We start from the raw sequence: 20,064 nt of genomic DNA on the forward strand, positions 1-20,064 counted from the left end.
CCTGCGGCGGCACCCGGCCTGCGCCGCGTAGCCGCGGGCGGACACACGACGAAGGCCGCCCACGTGGGGCGGCCTTCGTCGTGTGTCCGGGCGGTGCTACGCGGCTCAGGCGCGGCGCATCCGCAGTGCCTCGACCGCGAGGGACTCGGTGCCGTAGCGGCCGATCTCTCGCGCCCACGCCGGGTCGTCGCCGCGCAGGGCGACGTACTCCTTGCCCTGCCGGCAGACGTATCCGAGCACGGCGGTGGCGGTGGCGACCTCGATGAAGTCGGTGCGGATGTGGCGCGTGGTGACGCGCGCGTTCCGGCGGAGGGTGTCGAGGAGGAGCTGGTTGCTCATCGTGGTGTTCGTCGCTGCGGCGAGCTCGACGATGCGGCGCGCGTCACCGGTGGTGCTGGTCTGCGTGGCGTCGATGGGCTCGGTCACGGTGTACCCCGTTCGTTCTGTGGTGCTGCGGTGCTGTTCGGCCCCTGGATCAGGACCGGGAACGACACTATCGGCGCTGGGCAGGCAAACCGCTGAACAGGGTCTGAACTGTGCACAAGACGCACCATGAACCTGCTGAGTCCCGGTTGTACCCCGGTCTCGCTGGTGGGAAAGGTGGTGGGCCCCGTGGGGCTCGAACCCACGACCCTCGGATGAAGGGCCGGGGTTCGGGAAGGTGGTGGGCCCCGTGGGGCTCGAACCCACGACCCTCGGATTAAAAGTCCGGTGCTCTACCAACTGAGCTAGAGGCCCTCACCCGCAAGGCTAGCGGGTGAGGGCCTCCAGACGAGAACCAGTGCGGTCGGTCAGCTGCGCCGCCCCGTCAGGGTGCGCAGGAGCCACATGATCACCGCGATGACGAGCAGCACGATGCCGACCCACAGCAGGAACTTGAGGCTCGCGGTGAACCCACCGACGAACAGCAGGATGACCGCGATGACGGCCAGGATGACGAGCAGGGCGTTCATGGAGTGTCCTCTTCTTCACGTCCGGGAGAGATTTCCTCCCTGCGGGAGCACGGTACGCGGGACCGCCTCGTTCCGTTCACGGCGAACGGAGGACGTGCGGGTCGGAGGCCGCGCCTACACTCGCCGGGTGCCTCGCGATCACCACCGTCCCGTCCACTTCACCGACCAGGAGTTCGCCGCGATCCAGGGCGGCGACGATCCGGCCCTGGTGAACCGTGTCGCGCACGAGACGGCGAACGCCCTGCTGCACCGTGTGCGGCAGGACCCGGACCCGGCGGTGGTCGAGCGGCTCGTGACCTACACGGACGTGCACGGCATCGACGCGATCGCGGAACTGTGGGCGCGGGTGGGGGCGCACACCCTTCCCGGCGCGCTGTGGCGGATCTACCTCGTGCGGGTCGTCATCCGGCAGAACCCGGAGGAGATCGCGTACTTCTTCGAGCGCGGTACCGAGCGCATCGGCACCATCGACGAGGCCGTCGCGGGTGCCGAGCAGCCGACGGGTCCGGCGGAGATCCTGACGCTCGCGGACCGGATCCTGCACGGCCTCTACACGGGCGACCTCGCCGTGGCACTCGATCGCGGTGCGGCGTTCTGCCGGCTCACCGCGGCGGGGGCGACCTCCGTCGCCGACGACGCGGACCTGACCTCGGGGGAGCGCGCGAGCGAACTGACGCGGCGGGCGCTGCGGCTCACGGAACTGGCGGCCGACCTGACGGAGGCGGCGGCGCTCTGGCGTCGCGACAGCCTGGACTAGGCGCGACAGCCCGGACCCGGCGCGACAGCCCGGACCCGGCGCGACCGCCAGTACCCGGCGCGACAACCCGAACCCGGCGCGACCGCCAGTACCCCGGCGTGCAGCGGGGCGGGCGGACACCGCGCCTCCAGTCCGACGTCGACACCTGGTCCGACGTCCACACTGCGACAGCGACGCTCCGGACGGACGTCCGGACCGTCCCCGGACATGCGAAGACCGGGCCGCAGAAGCGCCTCTCGGCGCGAGGCCGCTCGAAGCGGCGAATTTTGGAGCCCGGGGCTTGCTGCGGCCCGGCGAGATCGATTCTACGAGACACGTGCTGTGCAGGCGAGCGTGTTCACTCTCGGTGGACACGGCGTGCGGTCGGGCGTGCCATGGACAGCGCCGGACCGGACGTCGAGGACCACACGACGCGATCCTGGGCAATCCACTCGGGCGACGGTGCCGAACAGAGGGTGTGACGCTCCTCGCGGACGTCACAGCGAGGGCCAGCGTGACCCGGTCCGGTACCCGCCGGTCAATTCCCTGCGGGCCGCGCTGCCCTCGCCCCACGAACGACCGCCGCGAGGACCCGGACCACCCGCACCCGACCTGCGAAGTACACGCACGTGTCGACGCCGATGCCACCGAGAGGGGGGAAACCTGCAATGCTTGCCATCGTGGAACGAGACACCGAGGCCTGGAGCTCCGCCGAGCCGGCACCCGTGTCGCCCGACGATCTGCTCGCCCGTGTCGCCACCGGCGACCAGTCCGCCTTCTCCGAGCTCTACGACGCCCTGTCCGGCCGCGTGCTCGGACTCGTGACCCGGCTCCTCAAGGACCGTGCGCAGTCCGAGGAGGTCACGCAGGAGGTCTTCCTCGAGGTCTGGCAGCAGGCCACCCGCTTCGACCGGTCGCGCGGCACCGCAGCCAGCTGGGTCCTCACCATGGCGCACCGGCGGGCGGTCGACCGGGTGCGGGCGTCGCAGGCGTCGCACGACCGCGACACCAGGGTCGGCATCCGCGACCTCGAGGCCGGGTTCGACCAGGTCTCCGAGTCCGTCGAGATCCGGATCGAGCACGAACGCGTCAGTCGCGCGCTCGGTCGGCTGACCGAGTTCCAGCGGCAGGCGGTGCAGCTCGCGTACTACGGCGGCTACTCGCACAGCGAGATGGCCGAACGGCTCGGTGTCCCGATCGGCACCGTCAAGACCCGTCTCCGTGACGGGATGATCCGACTCCGAGACGAGATGGGGGTGACGTCATGACCGAACGGCACGACGACCCTGCCCTGCTCACCGGGTCGCACGCACTGGACGCCCTGTCGGACGACGAGCGCGCGCTGCTCGAGCACGTCCTCACGACGTCGCCGGAACTGCAGGCCGAGACGGACTCGCTGCGCGAGACCGCGCTGCAGCTGGCGTACGCCGTCGAGCCGATCGAGCCGCCGGCCGCGCTGAAGTCGTCGCTGATGGCCCAGATCGCCCGGACACCGCAGGCGGCACCCGACGAGCAGGTCGCCGCCGTCCCGGCAGCGGTCACCGGCCTGGAGGCTCCGCTCGCCCCCGCCACGACGCCCGCCCCGGTCACGTCCCCGGCTCCGGTCGAAGGTCGCGCAGCAGCCACGGCTCGCCGTCGCTGGTTCCAGCGTCCGGCAGCCGCTCTGTCCGCCGCCGCCGCGGTGGCCGTGGTGTTCCTCGGCGTCGGGCTCGGCGTCGGCACGAACTTCGGCCAGTCCGAGGGGACCGGCCCCGAGACCACGCAGGCCTCCGGCTCGCTCGACTCCATCTACGCCGCGTCGGACTTCCAGCGGACGACCGCGGAGGTCCCCGGTGGCGGATCCGCGACGGTCGTCTGGTCGCACGACGTCGGCAAGTCGGCCGTGATCCTCGACGGCGTCGAGCAGGCGCCGGAGGGCAAGACGTACGAGCTCTGGTACATCGGGTCGGAGGGCACGAAGGTCGTGCCGGCCGGTCTGGTCGACGGCGCTCGGGGCGGCGTGCACACCGCGGTCCTCGAGGGAGAACTGACCCCCGGTGACTCCATCGGCATGACGGTCGAGCCCGAGGGCGGTTCCGACCAGCCGACCACGACGCCGCTGATGGCCGTCCCCACGACCCAGGCGTAGCACGCGCTCGCGGGCTCGGGCGGGCCCGTCCTCGTCCGCCTCTCTCTTCATGGAGCAGAAGACGTCGGGTCCCGTGTGGTGACCCGACGTCTTCTGCTCCATCGGCGTGCCGGAACCGATGCAGCACGCGCCGGAAGCGACGCAGTGAGGCCCGGTGCTGTCCGTGGCGGACGTGCACCGGGCCTCCAGGCCGACCGTCAGGAGACGGTCCGAGCGCCGATCAACCGAAACGACCCGAGACGTAGTCCTCGGTCGCCTGCACGGACGGGTTCGAGAAGATCGTCGCGGTGTCGTCGAACTCGATGAGCTTGCCCGGTGCACCCGTGCCCGCGATGTTGAAGAACGCGGTCTTGTCGCTGACGCGCGACGCCTGCTGCATGTTGTGCGTCACGATGACGATCGTGAAGTCCTTCTTGAGCTCCTCGATGAGGTCCTCGATCGCGAGCGTCGAGATCGGGTCGAGCGCCGAGCAGGGCTCGTCCATGAGCAGGACGTCCGGCTGCACCGCGATCGCACGGGCGATGCAGAGACGCTGCTGCTGACCGCCGGAGAGGCCCATGCCGGGCTTCTCGAGGCGGTCCTTGACCTCGTTCCACAGGTTCGCGCCCTGCAGCGAGCGCTCGACGATGTCGTCGGCCTCGGACTTCGAGACGCGCTTGTTGTTGAGTTTCACACCGGCCAGCACGTTGTCCCGGATGGACATGGTGGGGAACGGGTTCGGACGCTGGAACACCATGCCGACCTGCCGACGGACGAGCACCGGGTCGACGCCGGCGCCGTACAGGTCATCGCCGTCGATCTTCACGGAGCCCTCGACGTACGCGCCGGGGATGACCTCGTGCATGCGGTTGAGCGTCCGGAGGAAGGTGGACTTGCCGCAGCCCGACGGGCCGATGAAGGCGGTGACGGTGCGGGGCTCGATCGTCATGTCGACGCCCTCGACGGCCTTGAACTTCGAGTAGTAGACGTTGAGGCCGTCGACCTCGATGCGCTTGGACACGTGGTTTCCTTCGGGGTGGGTGGTCGTTGCCGCTTCGCTGGCGCGCTGCGCTAGCGGGGGAGCTTGGGGGCGAAGAGTCGGGTGATGAAGCGGGCGAGCAGGTTGAGCAGCATCACGATGAGGATGAGCAGCAGTGCCGCGGTCCAGGCCCGGTCGACGAACGGCACCGGGTTGGCGCCCTGCTGCGAGTACTGCGTGTACGCGAAGACCGGCAGCGTCATCATCGGGTCCTTGAACAGGTCGTAGTTCATGCTCGCGGTGAAGCCGGCCGTGACCAGCAGCGGGGCGGTCTCGCCGATGACGCGGGCGATCGACAGCATGACGCCGGTGGTGATGCCGGCGAGGCTGGTCGGCAGGACCACCTTGAGGATCGTCAGGTACTTCGGCACGCCGAGTGCGTACGACGCTTCGCGGAGCTCCATCGGGACGATCTTCAGGACCTCTTCGGTGGAGCGGACGACGACGGGGATCATCAGCACGCTCAGCGCGATCGAACCGACGAGGCCGAAGCGGGCACCCGGGCCGAGGAAGAGCGCGAAGAGCGAGTAGGCGAAGAGGCCCGCGACGATCGAGGGGATGCCCGTCATGACGTCGACGAAGAAGGTGATGCCCTTCGCCAGGGCGCCCTTGCCGTACTCGACCAGGTAGATCGAGGTCAGCAGGCCGATCGGCACCGAGATGATCGCCGCGAACAGCGTGATCTCGAGCGTGCCGATCAGGGCGTGCAGCGCGCCGCCGCCCTCGGAGATGACGCCGCGCATCGACGAGTTGAAGTACTCGGCGTCGAAGCGTGCGAGACCGTCGGCGAGCACGGTCCAGAGCAGGGACACGAGGGGCAGGACCGCGATCACGAACGCCGTGATGACCAGCGAGGTGATCAGGCGGTCGACTGCTTTCCGGCCGCCCTCGACGATGCGCGAGATGACGACGATGAGCACGTCGAACAGGACGGTGCCGAGGAAGAGCGCCGCGACGACGTTGAAGTCCTTGACCGAACCGCCCGCGTTGAGCAGGGCGAAGACCGCGATCAGGGCGACCCAGGAGCCGACGAGGAGGAGCCACGGCACGGACTTGTGGAGCTTGCCGTTGGCGTAGACGTTGCCGGCGACGCCGGTCTGACGGAGCGCGAGGGACATCGGGACGTGACCTCTCAGGAGACCCGCTTGCGCACGATGTAGCGCGCCAGCATGTTGATGACCAGGGTGATGACGAAGAGGATCAGGCCCGACGCGACGAGTGCGTTGAGGACCGTGCCGGACGCCTCGGCGAACTGCAGGGCGATGTTCGCGGCGATCGTCGACGGGTTGAGCGACGTCAGCATCTGGAAGGTGACGTTCGTCGAGACCGACAGCACGAGGGCGATCGCCATCGTCTCGCCGAGGGCACGGCCGAGGCCGAGCATGATCGCGGACACGATGCCGGACTTCGCGAACGGCAGCACCGAGAGCCGGATCATCTCCCACCGGGTCGCGCCGAGGGCGAGGGCGGCCTCCTCGTTGAGGGTCGGCGCCTGCAGGAAGATCTCGCGCATGACGGCGGTCATGATCGGGATCGCCATCACCGCGAGGACGATCGATGCGGTGAGGATCGTGCGGCCCGTGCCGGACACCTGTCCGGAGAACAGCGGGAACCAGCCGAGGTACTCGTTGAGGAAGGCGTAGAAGGGCTTGAGGAACGGCGCCAGCACCACGATGCCCCAGAGGCCGTAGACGACGGAGGGGACCGCGGCGAGCAGGTCGATGACGTACCCAAGCACCGGAGCGATCCGCCGGGGTGCATAGTGCGAGATGAAGAGCGCGATGCCGAGCGAGAGCGGGACGGCGATCACGAGCGCGATGAGCGCCGAGTAGACGGTGCCGAAGACGAGCGGACCGACGAAGTCCCAGAAGCTCGTGGCGTTGTTCGGCAGCTCGCCGGCCTTCGCCGTGAAGGCGGGGAGGCTCTGCCACACCAGGAAAGCTGCGACGAGCACGAGCACGAAGAGGATCAGGCTGCCCGCGACCACCGAGGCGGTCGAGAACACGCGGTCGCCGATGCGGACGACGGCCTTCGGCTTGGTGGGGGAGACGGTGGCCCCTGGCTGGGCCGGTGCGGTCGTCATGGGACTCCTGTCGGAGGGGAGGCCGGGCTCCGTCTCGGGAGCGGCCGGGGGAGGCGACGGGGGGTGGTGCTGCAGGTCCGTCGTGGACGGACCGTGGTGGTGCTGCAGGTCCGTCGTGGGCGGACCGTGGTGGTGCTCGCATCCGGCCACGGTGTGCCGGACGGGCGAGAACCCGGACGCCGGTCGAGGTGGGTGGGACCGGCGTCCGGGTGCTCAGTGGGACTTACTTGATGGAGGCGACGGCCTGCGCGGCCTTCTCCGAGAGCTCGTCCGAGAGGGCGGCCGACTTGGCCTCCTTCGCGGCGGCGTCCTGCGCGTCCTTCGAGACGACGTAGTCGAGGTAGCCCTTCACGAGCTCACCCTTGTCGGCGTCCTTGTACTCCTGGCAGGCGATCGCGTAGGAGACGAGCACCAGCGGCCATGCGCCCTCGGCGGTGTCCTTGCGGTCGATGTCGATCGCGAGGTCGTTCTCCTCGCGGCCGGCGACCGTGTCGGAGTCCGCGACGACCTTGGCAGCGCCCTCGGCCGAGATCTCGGTGGCCGTGTCGCCGACCATGAGCTTGGCCTTGTCGAGGTCACCGGCGCCCGAGTCGTCGATGTAGGTGATGGCGTTCGAGGCGCTGGCCATCGCCGAGGCGACGCCCGACGTACCCTTGGCCGAGTCACCGACCTGGTACGGGAAGGTCTGGCTCGGCTCCTCGGTCCAGACGTCCGACGCGTTCGCCGAGACGTACTCGGAGAAGTTCTGCGTGGTGCCCGAGTCGTCGGAGCGGTGCACGACGGTGATGTTCGAGTCCGGCAGGTCGACGCCGTCGTTCAGGTCGGCGATCTCGGAGTCGTTCCACTTCGTGATCTTGCCGGAGAAGATGCCCGCGATGGTCTTCGCGTCGAGGGTCAGGTCGCTGACGCCGTCGACCTTGTAGGCGATGGCGATCGGGGAGATGTAGACCGGGATGTCGATGGCCTTGTCCGTGCACAGCTCGAAGGAGCCCGAGAGCTCCTCGTCCTTGAGTGCCGCGTCCGAGCCGGCGAAGTCAGCCGCGCCGGAGATGAAGTTCTCACGACCAGCGCCGGAACCGTCCGGCGAGTAGTTGACCGTCACGCCCGAGGCGGCGTCCTGGAAACCGGCGGCCCAGGTGGCCTCAGCGGTCTGCTGTGCGGAGGAGCCGGAGCCGGTCAGCGTGCCCGAGAGCTTCGAGTAGTCGGTGCCGGAGCTCGAGGTGGCGGCGTCGCCGCTGCCGCCCTCGTTCGCCGCGCAGGAGGAGAGCACGACCGCGCCGGCGATCGCGATCGCCGCGACCGAACCGATTCGCTTGATGTTCACAGGGGTCCCTTCGGGAATGTCGGTGCAGGTGGGACCGCTGCTGGTCCCTCGGGCCGGTGCTGACCCGGGAGCGACTGTAGGGACGCGAGGTGACGGGGATGACGCTCATCGGTGAACGGAAGGTGAACGAGGGGTTGTGTCGGTCGGGGGGCCGTGCGCATCGCGGGGAGCAGGTGCAGGATCGGGACATCGTGCGTCCACGCGGACGATGCGGACGCATCGGTCGACGGCGTCCGCCGCCGGGTGTCGACGTTCGATCCGGAGGCGCGGCTCGTCCCCGCCACCGTGCTCACGCTGCGCACGTCCGCTGGGACGTCGGGCAGCGCGCCCGGCTCAGGCCGGGATCGTGTTGCGGTGCGTCTCCACGGCGACGAGCTTCTCGCCCGCGATGTGCAGCACGGCGAAGTCCCCGACGGAGAGCATCGCCGCACGGCGGAGGTCGAAGCGACGACGGTCGTCCGCCGTGGCCGAGGCGATGCGGGCGATGATGTCGGGCAGGACGGGGCCGTGTGAGCAGAGGACCGCCGACTTCGCCTTCGCGATCCGCTTCTGCACGACGCCCTTGACGTCGGCGGCGCCGCGGTCGTGGGCGTCCTGGCTGATGTCCGTCGTGCTCGTGACGCCGACCTTCGTCCGTGACGAGAGCGGTTCGACGGTCGCGAGGCACCGTGCCGCCGTGCTGCTGACGATCTTCTTCGGACCGAAGGCCGCGACCGGCGCGGCGACGGCCTTGGCCTGCGACCGCCCGACGGGCAGCAGCGGTCGCGTGGCGTCCGGGCCGTCCCAGTCGGAGCCGGGCACGGTCTTCGCGTGCCGGAGGGCGATCAGGGCGAAGGTCCGGTGCTCCCCGGCCGCCACCCGCTCGGCGAACCGGTCGAGGATCGCGACGTCACGCTCGTAGGTGAGCCGTGCGCGCGCCCGGTCGATGGGCACCCACTCGATCGCCGCGACCTCGTCGTTCGGGTGGAACTTGCCGGCGCGCTCGTACTCCTTCGAACCGACGCGGGCCGACCAGTAGTGCACCACCTTGTCGCGGCCGCTCGGCAGCACGTACTCGGCGGTCCCGAGCGGTGCACCGAGGTGGACGCGGTACCCGGTCTCCTCGGCGATCTCACGCACCGCGGTCGTCGGGACGCTCTCGCCGGGGTCGACCTTCCCCTTCGGCAGGGAGACGTCCTGGTGGTGGTCCCGGTGGACGAGCAGCACCAGCGGGACGCCGTCCCGTTCGCGCCAGACGACCGCGCCCGCCGCGACGACGGGCCCCGTGGGGCCGCCGCTCACCGAGCCGAGCGCTTCCGGGCCGAGATCTTCCGCATGAGCACATTCTGCACGTCGTCGAGCGGACGTCCGTCCGGGTCGGTGGAGTGGCGTGTCCACTCGCCGTCGGACTCGAGGTGCCACGAACTCGTCGTCTCGGCCATCGCGAGGTCGAACATCTCCTCGACCTCGGCCACGTGCGCCGGGTCGGCGAGCCGCACGAGGGCCTCGACGCGGCGGTCGAGGTTGCGGTGCATCATGTCCGCCGAGCCGATGAAGACCACAGGGTCGCCGTCGTTGTGGAACGCGAAGGCCCGCGAGTGCTCGAGGTACCGGCCGACGACACTCCGGACGCGGATCGTCTCGCTGACCCCTTCGATCCCGGGCTTGAGTGAGCAGATGCCGCGGACCCACACGTCGACCGGTACGCCGGCCTGGCTCGCGAGGTAGAGGGCGTCGATGACCTGCTCGTCGACCATCGAGTTGACCTTGATGCGGATGCCCGACGGCTTGCCGGCCCGGGCGTTCGCGGCTTCGGCCTGGATGCGCTTCACGAGCCCCTTGCGGAGGTGCAGCGGCGCGACGAGCAGACGCTTGAACTTCTTCTCGATCGCGTAGCCCGACAGCTCGTTGAACAGACGGGTCAGGTCCTTGCCCACCGTGTCGTCGGCGGTGAACAGGCCCATGTCCTCGTAGATGCGCGAGGTCTTCGGGTTGTAGTTGCCGGTGCCGATGTGGCTGTAGTGCTTGAGCGTGCCACCCTCCTGCCGGATCACGAGGACGAGCTTCGAGTGCGTCTTCAGTCCGACCAGGCCGTAGACGACGTGGACGCCGGCCTTCTCGAGCTTCCGGGCCCAGGTGATGTTGTTCTGCTCGTCGAAGCGCGCCTTGATCTCGACGAGCGCCAGGACCTGCTTGCCCGCGGCGGCGGCGTCGATCAGGGCCTCGACGATGGGGCTGTCACCGGAGGTGCGGTACAGCGTCTGCTTGATCGCCAGGACGTTCGGGTCGGCGGCCGCCTGCTCCAGGAAGGCCTGGACGCTCGTCGCGAAGGACTCGTAGGGGTGGTGCACGAGCACGTCGCGCGAGGCGATGGCGCGGAACAGGTCGGGCTTGGTGTTCGGCTCGCCCGGCTGGAACTGCACGGGCGTCGTGGGCACGTGGCGCGGGTAGTGCAGGTCGGGCCGTGCGATCTTCGCGATCTCGAACAGGCCGCCGAGGTCGAGCGGCGACGGCAGCCGGTAGACCTCCTGCTCGGTGATGTCGAGTTCGCGGACGAGCAGGTCGAGGGTCACCGGATCCATGTCCTCGGTGATCTCGAGGCGGATGGGCGGACCGAAGCGGCGACGGAGCAGCTCGCGTTCGAGCGCCTGGATGAGGTTCTCGGCCTCGTCCTCCTCGATCTCGACGTCCTCGTTGCGGGTGATGCGGAAGACGTGGTGCTCGAGGACCTCCATCCCCGGGAACAGGTCGTCGAGGTGGTTCGCGATGAGGTCCTCGAGCGGGATGAAGCGCAAGCGGCCGGACCCGTCGTCGGGCAGCGCGATGAAGCGGGAGAAGTTCTGCGGCACCTTGAGGCGCGCGAACTCCTGCCGCTGCGACTTGGGGTTCCGGACGCGCACTGCCAGGTTCAGCGACAGGCCCGAGATGTAGGGGAACGGGTGTGCCGGGTCGACCGCGAGCGGCATGAGCACCGGGAAGATCTGGTCGTTGAAGTACTCCCGCATGCGGAGCCGGTCGGCCTCGTCGAGGTCGGACCAGTGCTCGATGTGGATGCCCGCTGCGTCGAGGTCGGGCTTCAGCGAGTCGATGAAGGCGGCGGCGTGCCGGTCCTGCAGTTCGTGCGCCTTCCCCGCGATGTCCCGGAGGACGTCACTCGGAGCACGACCGACGTTGGTCGGGACGGCGATACCGGTGTCGATGCGACGCTTCAGACCCGCGACGCGCACCATGAAGAACTCGTCGAGGTTGGACGCGAAGATCGCCAGGAAGTTCGCCCGTTCGAGCAGGGGCTGCGTGCGGTCCTCGCCCAGTTCGAGCACGCGCTGGTTGAAACGCAGCCAGCTCAGCTCGCGGTCGAAGTAGCGGTCCGACGGGAGCGACTCGTGCTCGATCTCGACGACCTCGTCGAAGTCGTCGAGGTCGGGAGCGACGGAGTCGCCGTCGAGCTGCGGTTCGGTGTCCATGCCGACATCCTGCCACCAGCCCCCTCCGCCCGGAGGAGCGCACATGGACGCTGTGGAAACCCGCCGTGAACGGCCGCCCTGTGCAGGAGCGTCTGCCGAGTCCTCGGGGCGTGCCCATCGGACTGGGGGAGGAAACGTCACGATATACGGACGGTGACATTGGTGGGTTCGGCGGGTATGGTGGGCGGCGTTCAGGCCTCCGGGGGGATTCCACTGCGCGGGGGTGCAGGTACCAAGAGAATGAGGTTGACCATGTCGCGTGTCCTTTCCACCGAGCAGGCGAAGACCGCCATCCGTCAGATCCAGTCGATCGTGAACGGCGGCTTCACCGACCAGATCTCGCAGCTCGACGCCCAGGGGCGCATCCTGTCCGACTCGAACGTGTGGGACGGTCCGCTCGCCTCGACGTTCCGCGGCTCGACCTGGCCCGAGACCAAGGCTGCGCTGGACAAGGCGAAGACCGAGCTCGAGCAGCTCCGCACGCAGCTCGACAAGATCTCGCAGGACATCTTCACCGCGGGTGGCGGCGCGTAAGCACCCACTCGACGCCCGGTCCACCGTCAGGGTGGGCCGGGCGTTCGCGGTCGGGGGCCGACCGCACCGCAGCACGAGCACGACCCGTGCGGCCAGCAGGGCCGGCACGATCAGTACGTTCAGCACGACCAGCGCGACCAGCACCAGCTCCGGGGGGAACGACCATGGCCCAGATCCACGCCAACATGGATCCGATCGAGTTCGACGACGCGACGGCGGATGCGCTGCAGAGCGCATTGAAGTCGGCTGCCGGAGCGATCGACGGTCAGCGAGGGTCCCGCCGCTCCTACGTCTCCACCGCGTCGCAGGAGTTCCGCGGTCGGTTCGCCCAGTTGTTCTCGGCCAACGCAGACGTCGCCGACGCCGATGCCGGCCGGATCTCGGACGCGCTGGAGACCGTCGCCGGCTGGGTCGGCCAGATGAAGGAAGCTGCGGCGAAGGAGCGGGAGAACCGCAGACGAGCACGCGAGTGGCAGGCGCGCGAGGACGAGCGGAACGGCTTCCAAGACTTCTGGAACGACACCTTCCACTACGACCCGATGCCGGACATCAAGAACGAACCGGCGCCGAAGTTCGAGCAGCCGGACGTGCGCCCGAAGCCCCGTGAGACCCCCGACCCCGGTTCGGGCGGTGGCGGTGGCGGCGGGACCTCCTCGGCGCGCCCGAGCGACCTCCGATCGTTCTCGACCGGTTCGACGACGCTGAACAGCGCTCTCGACGGTCGGCCCTCGGCGTTGCGGGGGAAGCTCACCGACTTCGCCGCTCGGTGCTCGTGGGGCCACATCGACGCAGACGGGGTCGTCAGCGCCTTCGAGCAGTGGCTCGACGCGAACGACCAGGACGCGAAGTGGGCGACCACGATCGCGGACGCCTTCGCCGCGGCCGGGGGCGAGGGCAACGTCTCGACGGTCGCGGACTCGGCGCTCGCCGCAGCCCTCGCTGCCGCCGGCGTCTCCCAGACCCGGCAGGACCTGCAGTTCGAGCCGCCGTCGGCGTACGGCGCCCAGCCCACGACGGGCTTCTCGATGGATCCGGTCAACACCACGACCGGCAACTTCCTCGAGCCGGAGCTCGACCTCGGGTTCACCGGTGCCTCGGCCTCGCTCGAGGTCACCCGCATGTACAACTCCCTCGACGAGCACGTCGGGCTCTTCGGCCCCGGCTGGTCGTCGATCCTCGAGACGCGCCTGCTCCTCGACGACGAGGGAGCGACGTTCGTCGGTGCCGACGGCCGGCAGATCCGCTTCCCGCGTTCCGGCGAGGGCTGGGACCGCGGTGTCGGCGAGAACCGCTGGCTCGCCGCCGAGGGCGACCTGCTCGTCGTGCGCGACAACGCCGGCGGCCGGATCGACTTCACCCCGTCCGGTCTCTGGACGGGGCAGCGCGGCGGCACCGGCACGGGCGTCCGGGTCGTCCGCGGCGCCGACGACCGCGTGACCCGCCTCGAGCACGAGCGCGGCCGCTGGGTCGAGATCGACCACCTGGACGGACGCGTCGCGGTCCTCCGCGCGTCGGACGGGCGACGCGTCGAGTACGGCTACGACGACCGCGGGCGGCTCGTCAGCGTGACCGACCCCGTCGGCACCCGCGCCTACGGGTGGAACGACGACGACCTCATCGTCACCGTGACGTCGGCTGCCGGGGTCGTCGAGGTCGACAACACCTACGACGACCAGCGCCGTGTGGTCGAGCAGGTCAGCCCGCACGGCCGAGCCGTGCGCTTCGCCTACCTGCCCGGTCGCGTCACGGTCGTGTCCGACCACGACGGCTCGCGCGCGAACTCCTACATCGCGGACGCGAAGGGTCGGCTCGTCGGCCTCATCGACTCGGACGATCACCGTCAGTCGATGAGCTACGACCGGCACGGCAACCTGGTGTCGGCCACCGAACGCGACGGCTCCGTCACGGTCCACGCGTACGACGAGCGCGGTCGGAGGACCCGCACGGTGACCCCCTCAGGCGGCGACATCACCTACGGGTACGACGACGAGGACCGAGTGACGACCGTCGTCACCGAGGCCGGCGCGGTCGTGTCCTACGAGTACCGCGATGACGACCGTGACCCGTCCGTCATCGTCGACCCGGTCGGTGGTCGCACCGAGCTCACGTGGACGCACGGGGTCCTGACCCACGTGGTCGACCCGACCGGCGTCGTCCTCGACCTCGAGCACGACGACTTCGGCGAGCTGGTCGCGACCACGAACGCGGTGGGGGACACGGCTCGGATCGAGCGCGACGCCGCTGGTCGTCCGGTCGCCGCGGTCAGCCCGTCCGGTGCCCGGACCGAGTACCGCTGGGACGCGGCGGGGCTCCTCGTCGAGCGCCGCGATGCCGATAGTGCCGTGTGGCGGTACGAGTACACGGCCGGTGGGCGGGTCGCGGCGGTCACCGATCCGCTCGGTGCCCGTACCACCTTCGAGTACGCGGCGAACGGTGAGCTCGCGACCACCGTCGACCCCCTGGGTCGGCGGGTGACGCGGACCTTCGACGACCAGGGGAACGTCGCCGCGCTCGCCCTGCCGGGTGACGCGGTCTGGACGTTCGCGCACGACGGGTTGTCGCGCCTCCAGGCCGTCACCGATCCGACGGGTGCCACGTGGCGGCGCGAGTACGACGCCAACGGAGGCCTCGCCGCCACCGTCGACCCGACCGGCGTGCGGCAGGAGGTCGCACGGGACGTTGCGACCGGCGTCGCGACGCTGCGTGACGCGTTCTCCGCCACCACGTTCCGTTTCGACGAGTTCGGGCGACCCGTCGAACAGACGAGTGACGAGACCGGATCCGAGCTGGTGACGTACGACGCAGCCGGACGGCCCGTGGAGCTCGTCGACGGCGAGGGCGGCCTGACGCGCATCGAGCGCGACCTGGGTGGTCGGGTGACCGCGGTCGTCAGCCCGTCCGGCGCCCGCTCGACCTACGAGTACGACGCCTGCGGGCGCCCGTCCGCAGCGGTCGACGCCACGGGAGCGCGGACGACGCTCACGTACGATGCGGACTCCCGCGTCGTCGCCCGCACGTTGCCTACCGGCGAGGTCGAGGAGACCACCTACGACGCGGTCGGCCGCGTGGTCGCGCAGACGACCGCGGGGTCCGGTACGAGCCGGTACCGCTACGACCGGGCCGGGAGGCTCGTCTCCAGCCACGACGCACGCTTCGGTCAGCGACGGTTCCGCTACGACGCCGCGGGGCAGCTGGTCGAGGCCGTCGACGGGCTCGGGGGCACCACCCGCTTCGCCTACGACGAGCGGGGCCGGCTGACCGAGGTGACGAACCCTGCCGGCGGTGTCACGCGGCGTCGGTACGACGCAGCAGACCGCGTGGTCGCGGTCGTCGACCCGCTCGGCCGTGAGACGACGGCGCGGTACGACGCGGCCGGTCGCCAGGTGGAGCAGACCGACCCCGAAGGCCGGACCACCGGCTGGACCTTCGATGCAGCAGGCCGCGCGACCGAGGTCCTGGTCGACGGACAGCTGGTGAGCGAGACCCGACGCGACGCAGTCGACCGCACCGTCGTCGTCACCGATCACACGCGTGGTGCGGGTCGGACGGTCGACCACGAGCTCGAGTACGACCGCCGAGGGCTCCTCGTCCGTCGGAGCCGTGGAGGACGCTCCGTGCGGTGGGAGTACGACGCCGACGGTAACCGGACCGCGCGGATCGACCCGGCGGGCATGCGGACCGAGTGGCACCGCGACGCAGTGGGTCGTGCTGTAGCGGTCGAGCGGCAGGGGCTCGCCGCGGCGACCTTCGCCTACGACGCAGCAGGCCGGATCGTGCAGGCGTCGACCGGCGACGTCGTCCAGTCGTGGTCGTACGAGCGCGGCGCGCTGGTCGCGCACACGACGACGACGCCGGAGGGCGCAACCGTCACGCGCATCGAGCGCGACGACCAGGGCCGGATCACGGCGATCGACGGTCCGGACGGACGTGTCGAGTACGAGTACGACGCGGCTGGGCAACTCGTCCGCGCGGGCGAATCCGTGTGGGAGTTCGGCGACGGCGGGCGGCTGCTCCGCGAGGTCGTCGCCGGTGATGAGACGACCTTCGAGTACGACGCGGCCGGGCAACTCGTCGCGTCCGTCCGGGGCGGGGAGCGGACGGAGTACCTGTACGACGGACTCGGCCGACGGGTACGTCGCACCCACCCCGATGGTTCGACCACCGAGTACGCGTGGTCCGACCTCGGGTCCCTGACCGCCGTCGTCTCGCGGGATCGCTCGTACGGCGAGACCGGTCGGGTCGAGGCATGGATCGACGTGCTCGGAGAGCTCGCCGAGGTCGGCGGAGCCGAGGTGTGGTGGGACTCCGCTGCGGCCCTGCCGGCGATGGTGTCGATCGGCGGGGAGAGCGTGCTCGACCTGCCGGGCGGCGCGGTCGCACTCGGAGACGCCTGGTCGACCGCCGGCTGGCGGAGTGCGCGTCCAACGGATGCATCGGACCCGTGGGCGGTGCTCGCATCGGTCGAGGGAACGGCGCTGCCCACTGGCGTCTCGCTCACCGCTGACGGCGGGCTGTCGATCGCGGGGCTGGAGTGGCTCGGGGCGCGCGTGTACGACCCGGCGGCGCGGGGCTTCCTGTCGACGGACCCGTTGGCGCCCGTACTCGGCGCAGCGTGGTCGGGGAACCCGTACTCGTACGCCGGGAACGACCCGATGCACGCGATCGACCCCCTGGGGCTCCGACCGGCGACGGACAAGGACCTGGCGGCGTACCGGGATGCGAACCAGAGCTTCCTGTCGCGGGCTGCGAACTGGGTCGGGGACAACTGGGAGTACATCGCCGCCGGAGTCGCCATCGTGGGCGGGATTGCGCTCATGGCAACGGGGATCGGAGGCCCTGCCGGGATTGCGGCGATGGCACTGGCAGGCGGACTGATGAGCGGCGGGATCTCGGTGGCTTCGCAGAAAGCCACAACTGGGCAAGTCGATTGGGGCACCGTCGGGAAGGACGCTCTCATCGGGACCGCAACAGGGGCGCTCGGAGCGGGAACGGGTGCCGCACTCGCCGCGAAGATGGGAACGGGACTCGCGGCCCGTGCCGCGACTGGGGCGGCAAGCGGCATGGTGGAAGGCGGTGGTACGGGAGCGCTCAACTACGCGACCTCGCCCGGGCCCCACACCGTCAACGGCTTTGTTCAGGCCACCGCGACGCAGGCCACAATCGGAGCCTTGAGTGGCGGTTCCACTGCGTACCGACCGAAGTGGCTCTCGCGCGCGGATGCGTCGACCTTCGCCGGGGGACTGTACCGGTCGACTTACGTGAAGGAAGGAACGACGATGTTCCGTTCAGGAGATGTGAACGGGTTCCATTCGGGTAATTTCTGGTCCACGGACATGCCCAGAAGCGTCAGCCAGGTGCGCGAAGACAAGGCGCTTCCATACAGGTGGGCGAGTAGCGGTCAGGATTCGATTCAGAACGCTGGTTTCGCTGCAGAGTTCACGAAGAAGATGCCTGCTTACAAGGGTTTGACTGCTCCACAGACTGGCGCTGATGGCGACTACTGGCGGGGTGGCACGAATCAGACGTACGTGCCCGGCGGCTACGCTGCCACGGACGTGAAGGGATACTGGTCGCTGGTGCCGTGATCGGAGGACCAATGAGTACGAACTACGAGGAAGTGTCCCGGCTTTGCGCAGAGGTCAGCGGTTACCTGCGCGGGGCGCACCATGTACAGGCCGCTCGCTGGTACGAGCAACAGGCGGCGGCGCTTAGGAGCGACGAAGGGGTTGAACGGGTCGCGCTGATCCGGGCAATACACGAGTCCGTTTCGGCTGGGGCTGGAGGCCCACTCGGCGTTGTGTTGACCGATGCCACAGGAAAACCGGATGTCGAGGCGACAACCAGGTACAAGGAATCTCTTGACCGTCTGTATCGATTGACTTCGCAGTCGCGATGGCGTGATTGGCTGCGAACCTTCACGGGATGACGCCGAGTGACTATCGAGGAAAACCGGTGCATCTGCGGCGCGACCGCTACCTGCTTCCTCCATGTGCCCGCATCATGGGGGCGCCCATCGCGCAGTGTCGCTCCCGGCGCGGGAGGCGGAGGCCCGATGGGACCGGCGGTGGCGTCAAGGCAGGGAGCGGAGTGAGGTTGGCTGCTGAGGTCAAGATGGTGCGGGTCTACCGTCCTCTGACGAATAGTGCAGTGCTTGGCAATCTCGTGCTCGTCGCGTTCGCGATAAGCGCCGCGATGGTGCTCGGTCTTTCGCAGGTGACGCTCTCGATCGTCCTGCTCAACCTGGCGATCGCGATCGTGATAACGGGAGTGCTTGCGTTCATCGGGTCGGGCTGGACCGTGGCGGGGGCCGTCTTGCTCTTCTTTCTCGGTCCGATCCTGACCCGCTTCGTCCTCGTCGGAGCGGTGCTCTCTGTTCGGGTCTGGTTCCTCGGGATCATGGCTGGTTGGGTACTTGGGGCATTGCTTCGTCGGCTCCACGATCGCGATCTGCCTCACAGCGGTGTCGGCCGATGACAGATCGGGGAATCGCAGAGGCGATGGCTGCCCCTGAGCCGCGGCTCGAGGAAGGCTGAGAACGATGGACAGGCGCGTGTTGCGCGGGCGCGTCGTCGCCGCGCTGCTGCTCGTGGTGTTCCTGGTCGTCCCGGCCCTGTTCCTTTACGTCGGACCGATCACGCTGAAGAGCTACGACGCTGGCCATCAGATCAAGATTGTCTGCTCGGTCTCGTCGGCGGAGCCGAGCACCGACTCCTCGTATTCGTCGCGAGGCGTCGGAGCCTCGACGCTGGGGATCGCCATCAAGACGGAGGACTGCGGGCCGCTCGCGCTCCGCTGGGGCGTGACGGGCGCCAACATCGAGCAGACGACCCGACGTCTCGACGCTGGTGGAAGGTGGTGCTTCACGGTCGGTCGCGGTTCCTACGAGCTGAGGGATCTGCTCCACCGCGTGCGACAGGCCGTCTTCGTACGCGAAGCGACCCGATGCGGCGATGCTGCCGCGGTTGACCGTGTCGGGGGCGGGAGCCGGATCGGAGCCATCCCCACCTGATACGTTGGATGCAGGTGCTGGCCCTGCCGGCGCCTGACATCGAGTACCGCGCACAGGGGGCGCCGGCGCTCGAGGGGGCGTGTACGACCGGCCGCGGGGCGGCAGGAGCACGGAACTTCGGGGACGTCCGGCGCGTGAGTGCTGACCGCGAAGGACCATCATGACGACGCCGAACAACGGGCAGCCCGGCGACTGGCAGCCGAACAACGCGCAGCCGGACCAGCAAACGCCCGGGTTCCAGCAGCCGAGCCAGCAGCCGAACCAGCAGGCGCCCGGCTTCGGGCAGCCGAACCAGCAGCAGGCACCCGGCTTCGGGCAGCCGGACCAGCAGACGCCCGGGTACCAGCAGCAGCCCTACGCCGGTACCGGCTCCGGTGTCCCCGCCTGGCAGCCGCCGACCCCGGAGAAGAAGGGGAAGAGCGTCGCGCTCCGCATCCTCATCCCGGTCGTGTCCGTCCTCGCCGCTGTCGGTGCCTCCGTGGGCGTCCGCGCGCTCTTCAACGCCACCGCGGAGCCCTCGCCGTCGGCGCTCGCGACCGAAGCGGCGAAGCAGGTCAACGAGAACTACACGTTCCCGCTCGAACTCGACGAGGTCACGCGGTGGGACGGCGTGACAGCGGACGGCGCGGAGCTCGACTACGCCTACACGATCGACTCCTCGGTCGATCCGGCGAGCCTGACCGCGGCGGACCTCAAGTCGTCGGTCGTGTCGAACGTCTGCCAGAAGAAGGAGTCGCGCGACCTGCTGTCGAAGGCGATCGTGATGCGCTACTCGTACGTCTTCGAGGGCACCGACCGCACTATCGACTTCGCGGTCACCACCGCCGACTGCTGAC

General features: G+C 69.5%; 16 protein-coding genes and 1 tRNA gene. 8 read left to right on the forward strand and 9 right to left on the reverse strand.

Features of this window, described 5'->3' with window-relative positions; all coding sequences use genetic code 11:
• Positions 1-105 precede the first annotated feature (105 nt).
• From DEJ23_RS11840 to DEJ23_RS15480, 3 genes are all read right to left on the reverse strand, one after another.
• Positions 106-426, reverse strand: a complete 321-nt coding sequence (locus DEJ23_RS11840) for a hypothetical protein (RefSeq protein WP_111240467.1) — start codon at positions 424-426, stop codon at positions 106-108.
• A gap of 236 nt (positions 427-662) precedes the next feature.
• Positions 663-738: transfer RNA gene (locus tag DEJ23_RS11845), tRNA-Lys, on the reverse strand.
• A gap of 53 nt (positions 739-791) precedes the next feature.
• Entirely contained in the window at positions 792-953 is a 162-nt protein-coding gene (locus DEJ23_RS15480; protein WP_146240285.1) for a DUF2207 domain-containing protein, read from the reverse strand.
• 127 nt (positions 954-1,080) lie between these two features.
• Between DEJ23_RS15480 and DEJ23_RS11850 the strand changes: the two genes are divergently transcribed.
• The 3 genes from DEJ23_RS11850 (at position 1,081) to DEJ23_RS11860 (ending at position 3,817) form a co-directional block, all read left to right on the forward strand.
• The gene (locus tag DEJ23_RS11850) at positions 1,081-1,710 is read left to right on the forward strand and encodes a DNA-directed RNA polymerase subunit beta (RefSeq protein ID WP_111240468.1); all 630 of its coding nucleotides are present in this window, start codon (positions 1,081-1,083) and stop codon (positions 1,708-1,710) included.
• Between the two features lie 647 nt (positions 1,711-2,357).
• A complete protein-coding gene (gene sigK, locus DEJ23_RS11855) occupies positions 2,358-2,957 on the forward strand; it encodes an ECF RNA polymerase sigma factor SigK (RefSeq protein WP_111240469.1) in 600 nt (199 codons plus the stop codon).
• The gene (locus DEJ23_RS11860) at positions 2,954-3,817 is read left to right on the forward strand and encodes an anti-sigma factor domain-containing protein (RefSeq protein ID WP_111240470.1); all 864 of its coding nucleotides are present in this window, start codon (positions 2,954-2,956) and stop codon (positions 3,815-3,817) included. Before sigK ends, DEJ23_RS11860 begins: the two co-directional genes overlap by 4 nt.
• 220 nt (positions 3,818-4,037) lie before the next feature.
• On the opposite strand, the gene pstB is transcribed toward DEJ23_RS11860, so the two are convergent.
• The 6 genes from pstB to DEJ23_RS11890 all read right to left on the reverse strand — a co-directional run bounded on the left by pstB (position 4,038) and on the right by DEJ23_RS11890 (position 11,685).
• Positions 4,038-4,817, reverse strand: coding sequence for a phosphate ABC transporter ATP-binding protein PstB (pstB, locus tag DEJ23_RS11865; RefSeq protein ID WP_111240471.1), 780 nt, complete (start codon positions 4,815-4,817; stop codon positions 4,038-4,040).
• 50 nt (positions 4,818-4,867) lie between these two features.
• Complete coding sequence (pstA, locus tag DEJ23_RS11870; protein WP_111240472.1) at positions 4,868-5,953, reverse strand: phosphate ABC transporter permease PstA; 1,086 nt, start codon at positions 5,951-5,953, stop codon at positions 4,868-4,870.
• A gap of 14 nt (positions 5,954-5,967) precedes the next feature.
• A complete protein-coding gene (pstC, locus tag DEJ23_RS11875; protein WP_111240473.1) occupies positions 5,968-6,918 on the reverse strand; it encodes a phosphate ABC transporter permease subunit PstC in 951 nt (316 codons plus the stop codon).
• Between the two features lie 223 nt (positions 6,919-7,141).
• Positions 7,142-8,242, reverse strand: a complete 1,101-nt coding sequence (gene pstS, locus DEJ23_RS11880; protein WP_111240474.1) for a phosphate ABC transporter substrate-binding protein PstS — start codon at positions 8,240-8,242, stop codon at positions 7,142-7,144.
• 333 nt (positions 8,243-8,575) lie between these two features.
• Positions 8,576-9,523: an NUDIX domain-containing protein gene (locus tag DEJ23_RS11885; protein ID WP_111240475.1), complete on the reverse strand. Its 948-nt coding sequence runs from the start codon at positions 9,521-9,523 to the stop codon at positions 8,576-8,578.
• Positions 9,520-11,685: an RNA degradosome polyphosphate kinase gene (locus DEJ23_RS11890; RefSeq protein ID WP_111240476.1), complete on the reverse strand. Its 2,166-nt coding sequence runs from the start codon at positions 11,683-11,685 to the stop codon at positions 9,520-9,522. Before DEJ23_RS11890 ends, DEJ23_RS11885 begins: the two co-directional genes overlap by 4 nt.
• Before the next feature lie 252 nt (positions 11,686-11,937).
• On the opposite strand from DEJ23_RS11890, the gene DEJ23_RS11895 reads away from it, so the two are divergent.
• From DEJ23_RS11895 to DEJ23_RS11915, 5 genes are all read left to right on the forward strand, one after another.
• Entirely contained in the window at positions 11,938-12,219 is a 282-nt protein-coding gene (locus tag DEJ23_RS11895; RefSeq protein WP_058729289.1) for a hypothetical protein, read from the forward strand.
• A 164-nt stretch (positions 12,220-12,383) separates the two neighbouring features.
• Entirely contained in the window at positions 12,384-17,804 is a 5,421-nt protein-coding gene (locus DEJ23_RS11900; protein WP_111240477.1) for a DUF6531 domain-containing protein, read from the forward strand.
• Positions 17,805-18,366: 562 nt separating this feature from the next.
• Positions 18,367-18,693 carry a hypothetical protein gene (locus DEJ23_RS11905; protein WP_111240478.1) on the forward strand — a complete coding sequence of 109 codons (327 nt, stop codon included), beginning with the start codon at positions 18,367-18,369 and terminating at the stop codon, positions 18,691-18,693.
• A 64-nt stretch (positions 18,694-18,757) separates the two neighbouring features.
• Complete coding sequence (locus tag DEJ23_RS11910; RefSeq protein WP_111240479.1) at positions 18,758-19,228, forward strand: hypothetical protein; 471 nt, start codon at positions 18,758-18,760, stop codon at positions 19,226-19,228.
• Positions 19,229-19,388: 160 nt separating this feature from the next.
• Positions 19,389-20,063, forward strand: a complete 675-nt coding sequence (locus DEJ23_RS11915) for a hypothetical protein (RefSeq protein ID WP_111240480.1) — start codon at positions 19,389-19,391, stop codon at positions 20,061-20,063.
• The last annotated feature ends 1 nt before the right edge of the window (position 20,064 follow it).

The sequence above is a fragment of the Curtobacterium sp. MCSS17_008 genome (genome assembly GCF_003234185.1).
In the GTDB taxonomy this organism is placed as follows: domain Bacteria; phylum Actinomycetota; class Actinomycetes; order Actinomycetales; family Microbacteriaceae; genus Curtobacterium.

What these genes read in the sequence shown, in the direction of transcription:
- DEJ23_RS15480 (WP_146240285.1), bottom strand. Translation starts at nt 953, where the DNA reads ATGAACGCCCTGCTCGTCATCCTGGCCGTCATCGCGGTCATCCTGCTG.
- sigK (WP_111240469.1), top strand. Translation starts at nt 2,358, where the DNA reads ATGCTTGCCATCGTGGAACGAGACACCGAGGCCTGGAGCTCCGCCGAG.
- DEJ23_RS11860 (WP_111240470.1), top strand. Translation starts at nt 2,954, where the DNA reads ATGACCGAACGGCACGACGACCCTGCCCTGCTCACCGGGTCGCACGCA.
- pstA (WP_111240472.1), bottom strand. Translation starts at nt 5,953, where the DNA reads ATGTCCCTCGCGCTCCGTCAGACCGGCGTCGCCGGCAACGTCTACGCC.
- pstC (WP_111240473.1), bottom strand. Translation starts at nt 6,918, where the DNA reads ATGACGACCGCACCGGCCCAGCCAGGGGCCACCGTCTCCCCCACCAAG.
- DEJ23_RS11890 (WP_111240476.1), bottom strand. Translation starts at nt 11,685, where the DNA reads ATGGACACCGAACCGCAGCTCGACGGCGACTCCGTCGCTCCCGACCTC.
- DEJ23_RS11895 (WP_058729289.1), top strand. Translation starts at nt 11,938, where the DNA reads ATGTCGCGTGTCCTTTCCACCGAGCAGGCGAAGACCGCCATCCGTCAG.
- DEJ23_RS11900 (WP_111240477.1), top strand. Translation starts at nt 12,384, where the DNA reads ATGGCCCAGATCCACGCCAACATGGATCCGATCGAGTTCGACGACGCG.
- DEJ23_RS11910 (WP_111240479.1), top strand. Translation starts at nt 18,758, where the DNA reads ATGGACAGGCGCGTGTTGCGCGGGCGCGTCGTCGCCGCGCTGCTGCTC.
- DEJ23_RS11915 (WP_111240480.1), top strand. Translation starts at nt 19,389, where the DNA reads ATGACGACGCCGAACAACGGGCAGCCCGGCGACTGGCAGCCGAACAAC.